Source organism: Nocardioides furvisabuli (assembly GCF_021083185.1).
In the GTDB taxonomy this organism is placed as follows: Bacteria; Actinomycetota; Actinomycetes; order Propionibacteriales; family Nocardioidaceae; genus Nocardioides; species Nocardioides furvisabuli.
On record NZ_JAIGQB010000004.1, the window covers coordinates 278,887 to 289,559 of the forward strand.

Annotated in this window: 11 protein-coding genes; 8 read left to right on the plus strand and 3 right to left on the minus strand. The window is 68.7% G+C overall.

The genetic code is table 11. The features are described 5' to 3' along the window. Positions 1-116 precede the first annotated feature (116 nt). Entirely contained in the window at positions 117-824 is a 708-nt protein-coding gene (locus tag K4G59_RS10475; RefSeq protein ID WP_231250912.1) for a glycosyltransferase, read from the plus strand. An 89-nt stretch (positions 825-913) separates the two neighbouring features. Beyond that, on the plus strand, positions 914-2,791 hold the full coding sequence (locus tag K4G59_RS10480) for an ABC transporter ATP-binding protein (protein WP_231250913.1): 1,878 nt from the start codon (positions 914-916) through the stop codon (positions 2,789-2,791). Here K4G59_RS10480 and K4G59_RS10485 read toward each other — a convergent pair. Further along, on the minus strand, positions 2,769-3,638 hold the full coding sequence (locus K4G59_RS10485; protein ID WP_231250914.1) for a glycosyltransferase family 32 protein: 870 nt from the start codon (positions 3,636-3,638) through the stop codon (positions 2,769-2,771). The genes K4G59_RS10480 and K4G59_RS10485 overlap by 23 nt on opposite strands. Further along, positions 3,635-4,651: a glycosyltransferase family 2 protein gene (locus tag K4G59_RS10490; protein WP_231250915.1), complete on the minus strand. Its 1,017-nt coding sequence runs from the start codon at positions 4,649-4,651 to the stop codon at positions 3,635-3,637. Before K4G59_RS10490 ends, K4G59_RS10485 begins: the two co-directional genes overlap by 4 nt. A 21-nt stretch (positions 4,652-4,672) precedes the next feature. Here K4G59_RS10490 and K4G59_RS20485 point away from each other — a divergent pair, with 21 nt between their 5' ends. The 3 genes from K4G59_RS20485 to K4G59_RS10505 are packed head-to-tail and all read left to right on the plus strand — an operon-like array spanning position 4,673 to position 6,904. Next, complete coding sequence (locus K4G59_RS20485; protein ID WP_231250916.1) at positions 4,673-5,464, plus strand: class I SAM-dependent methyltransferase; 792 nt, start codon at positions 4,673-4,675, stop codon at positions 5,462-5,464. Next, on the plus strand, positions 5,449-6,333 hold the full coding sequence (locus K4G59_RS10500) for a glycosyltransferase family 2 protein (protein WP_231250917.1): 885 nt from the start codon (positions 5,449-5,451) through the stop codon (positions 6,331-6,333). The genes K4G59_RS20485 and K4G59_RS10500 overlap by 16 nt, the downstream gene beginning before the upstream one ends. Before the next feature lie 28 nt (positions 6,334-6,361). After that, positions 6,362-6,904, plus strand: a complete 543-nt coding sequence (locus K4G59_RS10505) for an acyltransferase (RefSeq protein ID WP_231250918.1) — start codon at positions 6,362-6,364, stop codon at positions 6,902-6,904. Between the two features lies 1 nt (position 6,905). Here K4G59_RS10505 and K4G59_RS10510 read toward each other — a convergent pair whose 3' ends face one another. Beyond that, entirely contained in the window at positions 6,906-7,823 is a 918-nt protein-coding gene (locus K4G59_RS10510) for a glycosyltransferase family 2 protein (protein WP_231250919.1), read from the minus strand. A 98-nt stretch (positions 7,824-7,921) separates the two neighbouring features. Here K4G59_RS10510 and K4G59_RS10515 point away from each other — a divergent pair, with 98 nt between their 5' ends. The 3 genes from K4G59_RS10515 to K4G59_RS10525 are packed head-to-tail and all read left to right on the plus strand — an operon-like array spanning position 7,922 to position 10,640. Continuing rightward, a complete protein-coding gene (locus tag K4G59_RS10515; protein ID WP_231250920.1) occupies positions 7,922-8,926 on the plus strand; it encodes a glycosyltransferase family protein in 1,005 nt (334 codons plus the stop codon). Further along, on the plus strand, positions 8,911-9,972 hold the full coding sequence (locus K4G59_RS10520) for a hypothetical protein (protein WP_231250921.1): 1,062 nt from the start codon (positions 8,911-8,913) through the stop codon (positions 9,970-9,972). The genes K4G59_RS10515 and K4G59_RS10520 overlap by 16 nt, the downstream gene beginning before the upstream one ends. Next, entirely contained in the window at positions 9,969-10,640 is a 672-nt protein-coding gene (locus K4G59_RS10525) for an acylneuraminate cytidylyltransferase family protein (protein WP_231250922.1), read from the plus strand. Before K4G59_RS10520 ends, K4G59_RS10525 begins: the two co-directional genes overlap by 4 nt. Positions 10,641-10,673 lie beyond the last annotated feature (33 nt).

The following is a 10,673-nucleotide window of genomic DNA, read 5'->3' on the forward strand; positions in this document are numbered from 1 at the left end:
TAACGCGTGCGTCGAGACCGACGACCCGCAGGGGCAATCAGTCCCTCACCGTGTGCCAGAGTTCCGGTGTGTTGGTCTTCGGATGCTGCATCGGTCCCAGCGGGAAGTTCGCGACGGTGGCCGAGCCCGCCTTGCAGGCGGTGATGTCGTCCGAGGACATCCTTATCCGGGAGCAGGGGTCGGACGGCATCTGTGCTGCGTACAACCGCATCCTCGCCCGTGCTCGCGACATCGCAGGCTGCGAGGGAGTCGTACTCCTCCACGACGACGTTGCCCTCGGGGCGAACGCAAGACTCCAGATCCTCGATGGTCTACGTCGACCGGGTGTCGGTGTGGTGGGAGCGGTCGGCGGACGGGGACTCTTCGGGCCGCAGTGGGTCGATGCGCGGCACCGCGCCGGTTACGCCGACGACTTCTACGGCTGGCGCCGCTACGGTCCGGCAACGGCTGACGTCGACGTCGTGGACGGGCTGCTCCTGGCGTTGTCGCCGGTGGCCTTCGCCTCCCTTGAGTTCGATCCGCGGAGTTTCCCCGCGTTCCACGGCTACGACACCGACTACTGCCTGCGAGTCCGTAGCGCTGGCTTCCGGGTCCTCGTGGTGCCAGTGGACTACGTGCACCGCGACAAGGGCGGGGTGGGAGACAGCGAAGCGTTCTCCACCAGTGCCGCAACCCTTCGGCGCGCATGGCCTGACTTCATCCGGCCGGTCGGGCCGGGAGCCCGGTTCTGGCGGGCCGCACGAGACATGGTCACCATCCAAGGTGGCAGGATCCGGCACCTCGTCATGAGTAGGGCCAAGTCGATTATGGGCCGAGGTCGGTAGCGCCGAGATCCCTCGCGCCGCTACTACGCCGCGGGACAGTCACCAAGGTGACAGGATGTGCACATGCGCTGCAACGAGGACTGGGGCCCGTGCTGAGCCTAGAGGTTGGAGTCATCGCGCGGGCAGCGCGCATTCTCGGCGTTCCCCGCGGAACGGGCGAGTTGATCGATCACGCGACTCGACGACGACTCGTGGTGTCGATCATGCTTTCCGCCCTTCTCGCGGCCTTGGACATGGTTGGCGTCATAGCAATGCTGCCGATGATGCAGTACGTGACGAATCAGCCGCTGGACTCTGGCGCGGTGGGCTGGATCAGCGACCTACTCGGAAACCCGAGCCCACGCACACTCGTACTGGCCCTAGCGCTTCTCATTTTCGGGACCTTCGTCGTGAAGGACATCGCCGCCCTGCTTGTCAAACGCTGGCAGCTCCGGTTCATGGCCGCGCAAAATGTCGCCATTTCCACCAGCCTTCTGGAGGGATACCTCACAGCCCCCTACTGGTGGCACCTGCGTCAGAACACTGGCGACAAGCTCTGGACGGTCCAAGGCGCCGTTGCGATGGGATACGCCGGAGGCCTCACATCCGCTCTCGGCGCATTGACCGAACTGCTCACCATCACATTCATCTTCGGCTCGCTTCTCGTGATCTCGCCCGTGATAGCGCTCGTTGCTGCCGCCTACTTCGGAATTGCCGCCTTTGTGGTGCAGCGCATGATCCGACCGCGCATCCTGGACGCAGGAGAGCGCACGCGAATCGCGTCTCAGGCGTTGTCGAAGTCGAGCCTGCAATCCCTCACTGCCGTGAAGGAGATACGGCTGCGGAGTGCGCATCACCGGTTCGTCGAGGAATTCCGCGAGAAGAGCCAGGATGGGGCTGACGCAGGGGTCCGGGCCGCGATACTCACCACCCTTCCCTCCTACTTCCTCGAGATCACGTTCGTGTTAGGGATAGGTGTCCTTGCCGCTATCGCCACGACTGGGGCAAGCGCGCAGGAAGGCCTCGTGCTGCTGGGGCTCTTCGTAGCAGCCGGCACTCGTGTGCTTCCCAGTTCAGTCCGACTCATCAGCGCGCTGTCGGGAGTCCGATACGCACAGGGTCCCCTCGAGCACTTGATCCAGGTCAGCAGGCAGATGCGACTAAGCCGCGCAGACGAGATCGCCCGTGTAGTTACGGATCGAGTCCCGGCCGGCGACATAAGCATTCGCGATCTCAAGTTCGCCTACCCGGACCGCCCGGACGTCGACGTGCTCGCAGGGGTCAACCTAGACATCCCCTTCGGCACATCGGTGGCCGTCATCGGCATGAGCGGCGCTGGCAAGAGCACCTTCGTCGACCTCTTGCTGGGCCTGCACCTCCCGCGAGAGGGGTCGATAGTCGCGGGCGGCACGTCCATCTTCGACAATCTGCCGGCCTGGCAGAAGCGAGTCGCAGTCGTGCCGCAGGAGGTGACACTGCTGGACACGAGCATCTGCGAGAACATCGCCTTCGACGAGGACCTCGATCCGGTCCGGCTGGCGCAGGCGATCGAACGAGCTCAGCTCAACGACCTGATCGCCGACCTCCCCGAGGGGCTGGACACCATGGCCGGGGAGCGCGGCATGCGACTCTCGGGTGGCCAGCGTCAACGGATCGGCATTGCGCGAGCCCTGTACCGCGACCCGGCGCTCCTAGTACTCGACGAGGCGACCTCGGCACTCGACAATCAGACCGAGCGCAGTATCACTGACACCATCGAAGGCCTGCACGGATCGATCACCGTGGTAGTTGTCGCCCACCGACTGTCCACAGTCCGACACTGCGACAAGCTCATATTCATGGAGGACGGACGAGTGGCCAGCACCGGGACATTCGACGAAGTACGACGCACAAACTCGACGTTTTCGCGGTTGGTCGAGCTCGGATCCCTCGACGTCCCGGGCCTCGATGCGCCGGCCGAGCAAGTCAGCGGTAGTGCTCGAAGTTGAGCAGCATACGCTCGTCGTAGCGCACGTGGTCGAGGTACTTGAGAGTCAGCGGGTCGAGAATGCGGCTAAGCAGGTCAGTCCAAGACAGTGGGTAGTCATCCCCTCCGTACGTGCCACCAGGGTTGAGTTCGAGCGCCAGACGGTGGCGATCTAGCACCGTGTCCATCTGCGCGAGCCAAGCGGCGGTGAGCGGAGTGTGGGAGCGCATCATGAAGCCGCTCTTGCCGAACATCAGGCGGTAGTGAACCAGGATGTCGCGTCCGATCCGACCTCGCAGCTTGCCGATCCAGTTGGCGTGACTCGAGGAGTAGCTCGTTACCCACGCCTGCGGATCGGCCGCCATGCGGTCGTGGCTCGGGCCCCACGACTGGAGCGGCGCCTTGATGTCGAGGTAGGCACCGCCGTGGTGATGCATGAGATAGCCGCGCAAGTAGTCGGACCGGTGGATGAGCGACAGATGCTCGTACGCGTTCGGCAGGGGGTGCCCGGGGACCAGCCAGCGCTCGAGGGTCGAGGGCGTCACCAGCTCGACAGGCAGTCCGATCCGCTCACTGATGAGATCGAGGTTCGCCTGTCGGTTCGGCGTCAGGTCGTTGTCCCCTGCCCAGATGACGAAGGCACGGGCGGGGAACTCACTCCTCTTGGTCGGCTCGACATCGCGCGCAAGGAACGTGTCGGCGTAGCGCGCCGGACGGAACTTGTACGCCCAGAACTCATCCGTCTTCTTGAAGGCGACGGTGGCCGCCTCGAACTTGAGGTGTCTGGCGCTGCGCGCAGATCTCTTCCGAACGACGAAGGCCCAGTGCTTGACCTCCTTCGCGAGCGAGACGGGAGAGTGCCCCATCACGCACCCAGCACGTTGTCTGGGTCCCAACCACCGAGCCAGGAGGCCATCCTGATGGGTCGGAGCTCTCCGGTCGGCGACCACTCGAGCATGGGGTGCCCATGACCGTCCAACATCTCGCGCCAGATGATCCCGAGCTCATCGACGGATTGGCCGTCGAGGTCTCGCCAGTGATCGGCGCCTGGCCCCGGCGCCCTGGGACCAGCAAGGCGGAGCGCAGCGGCACCGGTCGCGATCTTCGAGCGGAACTGCTGCTCGCTCCGCCACGGGACATGGAGGATCCGGAGAATTTGGCTGACTCGTCCCGGTCGCGAGACACCGTGATTGCCGTGGTGAAGCGCTGCCAGTGGGTGGGTGCGGTAGGCAACCTTCTCCAGCCGCGCGGGATCGGTGTCCACGCGCCAACCCGAGGCCACGGCTTCGGACGACCCAGGCTCGGGGAACACGTTGTGGATGACGGCGGTGGCCATAGGCGTCTTGCAGTCCCTGAGCGTCTCGGCCAGCGACAGGTGCGGCCCGAACCACCACTCGTCGGCATCGAACGGCACGATCCAGTCGGCACCCTGTCGAGCCGCCCAACGCGCCAGGAACTGCATCTTCGGGGCCTGGTAGTACGCCGGCTCACGGTCGTCACCGACATGGAGGAACGCTCCGTCCGCCATTGTGCGAAGGAGCTCACGCGTCCCGTCGGTGGACCCGTTGTCCACGACGAGGACGCCGTCCACCCCTTGACCACGCAGGTGGTCGATCGTCTGACCGATGATGTCGGCCTCGTTCTTCACCATCGCAACTGCCCACACCGAACCCGGAGCTCGCTGGCGAGCCGGGCGGACGGGAAGTTCCATCCCTTGTGCAACTCGCTTGCGCACATTGCTCCCCGACGGACCCCACCGCCTGGAGGCCGCGTCCCTCGCGGCGCGCGCATCCTTCGCCAACAACATCGAGCGATGCTTGGCGCGCTGCGCGAGTCGAACGGGGGAAGGCACCGCGACAGGATAGGGCCGCGGCGACGCCAAGCGTGTGCCAAACTTCGCGGCGTGACGGTGACGGACGACGATCTGGATTCCATCCCCGGATGGTTCGACCCCATGGACCGAGAGCTGTTCCGTTGGTTCCTGACCGCGGGTCGTGCCGCTTCGGGCGCGGGGAACATCGCCGAGCTCGGCGCCTACATGGGCCAGTCGGCAGTCCTCCTCGGCGACCACCTCGAGGACGGCGAGGAACTCACGGTTATTGATCTCTTCGAGGCCCAGGCCGACGACGCCGGCAACCTCGAGGAGAACGCTGTCTCCTACCCGGGCCTGAGCAGGCAAGGCTTCGAGGCGAACTACACGCGCATACACGCGCACCTCCCTCGTGTGGTGCAGGACTTCAGCGAGCGCATCGTCGACCACGTTGCCGAGGGCAGCGTCCGCTTCGTCCACATCGACGCGTCCCACCTCTATGACCAGGTGGTCGGCGACATCAAGGCGGCCAAGACACTCCTGTCGGAGGCCGGCGTCGTGGCCTTCGACGACTACCGTGCCACCCACACTCCCGGCGTCGCGGCGGCAGTTTGGGAAGCGGTCGCATCCGATGGACTGCACCCGATCGTCCTGAGCTCCAAGAAGCTCTACGCCACGTGGGGTGACCCGGCTCCGTATGTCCGGGCCATCCCCAGGCAGACGTCCCGCTGGACGTCCGAGATCCAGTCGGTCGCGGGGGCCGACCTGCTCGTGCTATCACCCGCTCATCACGAGACCTACCGGTGGATCAGATACCTGCCACCGGCAACCGTCCCGCACGCAAAGCGAGCGCGCGCCCGATTGGCATCGTGGACCAAGAGATAGACGGCCTCACCGAGTGCACCGTCGTCATCCCGACCTACAACGCCGCCCACGTCATCGGTGAGCAGCTCAGCGCGCTGTCCGCGCAGGTCGAGGCTCCCGAGTTCGAGGTGGTCGTCGCCGACAACGGATCGACCGACGACCTCGCCGACGTCGTCGGGTCGTGGAGCGACCGGCTCCCCCGGCTGCGACGGGTGGACGCTTCCCGTGGCCGAGGCGTCTCGGTCGCTCGCAACATCGGGATCGAGGCGGCCGTCACCGACGTCGTCCTCGTGTGCGACGCTGACGACCGGGTGTCGCCGGGCTGGGTCGCGGCGATGACCAGTGCGCTGGCTGAGCACCCGCTCGTCAGCGGCCCCGTCGAGACGACCGCGCTGTCGGGACGGTCCGCCACGTGGGTGCCGATCGAGCAGCGGACCACCGGCCTCTTCGAGACGTGGGAGGGCAGGACGTACGGCATCGGCTGCAACCTGGGCCTCCGCCGCGAGGTGTGGGAGGCGGTCGGCGGCTTCGACGAGAACTACCCGGCCGGCGCGGAGGAGATCGACTTCGCATGGCGCGCGTGGGACCTCGGCTACCGCTTCACCTACGTGCCCGACGCCCTGCTCCACTACCGGATCCGCACCGACCTGCGCGGGGTGCTGCGCCAGCAGTACAACTCCGGGCGCGGCACGGCCACCCTCTACGCCAAGTTCCGCCCCGCAGAGGTGGTGCCGAAGTCCGTGCCGCGGCGGATCCGCCACGAGCTCCTGCTGCTCAAGCAGTTCCCCTGGAGGGGCAGCGCGGACCAGCGCCGCATGTGGCTGACCCTCGTGGCCTTCGAGGCCGGCAAGCTCGTCGAGGCCCGCCGTCTCGGCAGTCCGGCTCCCTGAGCAGGCACCGCTCACTAGAGTGGCCGCCGTGACGATCACGCGCAGGCTGGCCGAGGCGCGCCCCGGCCTCCGCTGGCGCGCTGGCCGACTCGCCACTGACCTCGTCTACCGCCGCGCCTTCGGCACCCTCGGCGCCGGCACGGTCATCGTCCGCCCCCGTAAGCTCCAGGGCGTCGAGCGCATCCACCTCGGCGCCGGCTGCTCCGTCTTCGAGGGTGCCTGGCTCGCCAGCGAGCCCGGCGGCGGCGACCTCCGCATCGGCGACCGCACCTACCTCGGCCACGACGTGCACCTCCACGCCCTCGACCCTGTCACCGTCGGGTCGGACTGCGTCATCGCCGACGGCGTCTTTGTCGGGTCGTCCGACCACAGCCGAGACGACCGGCACCAGGTGCACGGCACCGGTCCGATCTCGATCGGCGACCGCGTGTTCCTCGGCCAGCGATGCGTCGTGCTGGGCGGCGTGACGATCGGAGACGGCGCGACGGTCGGTGCCCACGCTGTGGTCACTCGGGACGTCGCTCCCGGTCAAACCGTTGGGGGCATCCCCGCGCGACCGATCCTCCGATGAATCAGCGGTCGTCGCGCGGATCCCGTCGTCTCCAGCCGTAGCTGAGCATCGACCACTCGTACATCACGCGTTCCAGGGGGCGCACGTCGCGCCCGGTGGCGCGCCGCAGCCCGTTGTAGGCCAGGTTCACCATCGAAGCTGTTGCCAGGCCGGCTGCGAGCCGGCGGCGAAATCCCCACTTCTCGGCGTAGCGAAAGCGGGAGGCAGCCGCCCAGACATTGACCTTGGACGGGTCTGTCGACCCTCCGTGCACGTGCTCGAGCTCCACGTCCTCCGCGTGGAAGGAAGGAACCCCGACGTCCGCCAACCGACGACAGATGTCGATGTCTTCGCTGTACATGTAGAAGCCTTCATCGAAGCCATCGACCCTGCGGAAGTCCTCGGTGCGCAACAACATGCAGGCGCCCGCCACCCATGCGATCTTGTCCTCGAGTGTCGCGCTGGGGGTCCGAGGCGGTCGCCTGTTGCGCCACGCCGACACAGGCATCATCGCGTTGAGGAACTGTGGTCGAGCAGATGGGAAGTGGGAGGACGCGGTCGTGCCGCGTCGATCACCCTCGACGAGATTCGGCGAGGCGATGCAAGGCAGGTGGGGCTGGACCGCCGTCACGAGCCTCTCGATGAAGTCCTCTTCTGGAGCGACGTCACTGTTCAGCACCATCAGGAGAGGATGTTGAGCCAGTTCCGCTCCCCGGTTCACGGCGGTGCCGAAGCCACGGTTCACCGGGAGGCGAACGAGATCGACACCCTCATGCTCGGGAAACGGAATCGGCGAGCAGTCATCGGCGACGATGATCTGCATCTGCCGGCGGAGGATCTGCGCACGGAGTCCTACGATGAGGGCGGAAGTGACTGCGGGGTCGCCGTAGTGGGGAATGACGATCGAGATGGCCGGCTGTCCCTCGAGGTCATCAGTCACGCAGCTGATCCTAGGGACAAACTCGAGCAGAGGGATGCGATGAGCAGTTGTGCGGCAACCGCTTTGAGCTGTCGAGTTCGGCGGGCCTTGTGAGGCCCGTGCGCGTCCTGCTGGTCAGCCCCGGCTTCCACGGCTACCACTCGGCCATCGCGGGTGCGCTCACCGAGCGGGGGCACGTGGTGTCCACCCACCTCTACGACGACCACGGCGGGCTCGCCGGACGCACGTGGCACCAGGTGCGCCACCAGCTCCCGCGGCGGCTCGGCGCCGGATCCCTGCGCCGCCTGGCCCGCGACGAGACGGCCGGTGCGGTCGCGGCCGTAGGGCGCAGCCGTCCGCAGGCCGTCGTCGTCGTGAAGGGCGACACCCTCGGGCAGGAGTTCTGGGACCGCATCGCCGGCCTCCCCCGCGTGACGTGGCTCTACGACGAGGTCCGCCGCACCCGCTGGAGCCTCGACCGGCTGGCGGGAGTCGGCCCCGTGGCGACGTACTCCGCGCACGACACGGCGGCCTTCGCCTCTGCCGGCCTCGATGCCCGGCACCTTCCCCTCGCCTTCGACCACCGGCTGGTCCCCTCGCCGACGCAGCGACGCACCGGCGACGTCAGCTTCATCGGCGCGCGGTATCCAGCCCGCGAGGACGTGCTCACGGGCCTGCACGCGCAGCGCGTGCCCATCCGTGCCTACGGCCGCGACTGGTCCGCCCACCCGGTCGACCGCCTGCGCACGTGGCGTGTCGGCTCACCCGAGGTGCCGGCCGAGCGGGACGTGTCGCGCGCCGGGGCGTACGACGTCATGGCCGCGTCGGCGGCCACCCTCAACCTCCACGGCGACCAGGACGGCTTCACCATGCGCACCTTCGAGGCCGCCGGTGTCGGAGCGGTGCAGCTGATCGACCGCCCCGACGTCGCAGGTCTCTACGACCCCGGCACCGAGGTGCTCACGTGGAACGGCACCGACGAGCTGCTCGACCTGTGCCGACGCGCCGTCGCCGACGCCGCGTGGGCCGACGCGATCCGCGCCGCGGCCCGCTCCCGGACGCTGGCCGAGCACACCTTCGACCACCGCGTCGCGGTCCTGGAGGGCGCATGGGACACGGTCTGAGGCACCCCGCCGACCTCGTCGCCTGGCGACGCTGGCACGAGTCGCGCCACCCCGTCCGCGGCGCAACCCGGGCGATGCGCGCGCGGCTGCGGCCCCCCGCGGACACCCAGGTCGACCTCCTCTCGCCCGGGCCGGACGCCGACCTGCTGGTGGCGGTCGAGGCCACGCACGCGAGCGTCGCGCGGGCCGTCGTCGCACCGCTCGACCACCTCGAGCCCGGGCGCACGACGATCGTCGCCCCCGTCGGCTGGCAGGCCCCGGAGGCGTACGCCACCCACCGTCGGCGCACGGTGGCGCTGTCCGACCTGGCCGACCTCGTCACGTCGCGCGCGGTCCTCGCCGCGGGCCACTACACCGAGATCGGCGCGGCGGCCTTCGCCGTCGCCGATGACCGGGACCTGCCCTTCCTGGTCTCCCAGCACGGTGCGCTCACGCCGTACGCTCCCCCGCTGCCGCGCGCCGCCCGGCTGCTCTCCTGGAGCGAGGCCGACGGCGCCTTCTGGACGGCCGGGCGCCAGGACGTCGAGGTCGAGGTGGTCGGCAGCCAGCTGCTGTGGGTGGCCGGGGGCCTCGTGACGGGCGTCAGGGCGCGCTCCTCGACCACCGGTGGCGACGCTGCCCCGCTGACCTACCTCGGTCAGGGACACGCCGCCGAGATCTCGCGGGCCCGGCTCGCGCAGGCCGCCCTGGGCACCTGCCGCGCACACGGCGCGACCTACCGTCCGCACCCGTCGGAGCGTGACGTCACCTCGCGCGCCGTCCTCGCGGGCTACCGCCGCGCCGGGATCACCGTCGACACCAGCGGGGTGCCGCTCGTCGACCTCGAGGCGCCGATCGTCAGCGTCTTCTCCACCGGGGTGCTCGAGGCGGCAGCCCGCGGTCGTGCGGCGTGGGTCGACTTCCCCCGTCCGCCCGCCTGGCTGGGCGAGTTCTGGGAGCGTTACTCCATGCACGGTCTCGGACACGACCCCACGCCCGCACCCGCCCGTCCCGCCCGCGAGCCGGCCCGCCGGATCGCCGAGATCGTGACCGGGGCGGCGTCGTGACCCTCTGCGTGATCCCCGCCCGCGGCGGCTCCAAGGGCGTGCCGCGCAAGAACCTCCTCGACGTCGGCGGCAAGCCGCTCATCGTCTGGACGATCGAGCAGGCGCTCGCCGTGCCGGACCTCGACGTGCTGGTCTCCACTGACGACGAGGAGATCGCCGAGGTCTCCCGCGCGGCCGGCGCGCGCGTGCCGTGGCTGCGCCCCGACGAGCTCGCCCAGGACACCACCCCGACCGAGCCGGTCGTGCGCCACGCCATCGACCAGGTGACGACCGAGCGCGGGCGTCCCGAGACGGTGATGCTGCTCCAGGCCACCTCCCCGGTCCGCCACGACGACACCCTCGCCCGGGCGCTGGCCGAGTTCGCCGCCACCGGCGTGGACTCGATGGTCGGCGTCGTCGAGCAGCCGCCCTTCGTCTGGCAGGCCGGCGACCCGCCGACGGCGGCGTACGACGTCGCGGCCCGGCCGCGTCGGCAGGACCTGACGGACCAGACCCGGCGCTACCGCGAGACGGGCTCGCTCTACGTCACCCGCACCGAGGTCTACGAGCGCCACGACAACCGCCTCGGCGGTCGCATCGGCCTCTTCGTGATGGCCGAGGACGAGGGCATCGACATCGACACCGAGCTCGACGTCGCGCTCGCCGCGCGGTTGTTGGCCGCACCTTGAGCGGTGTCACCACGCGGAGACCGTCCGCTGGTT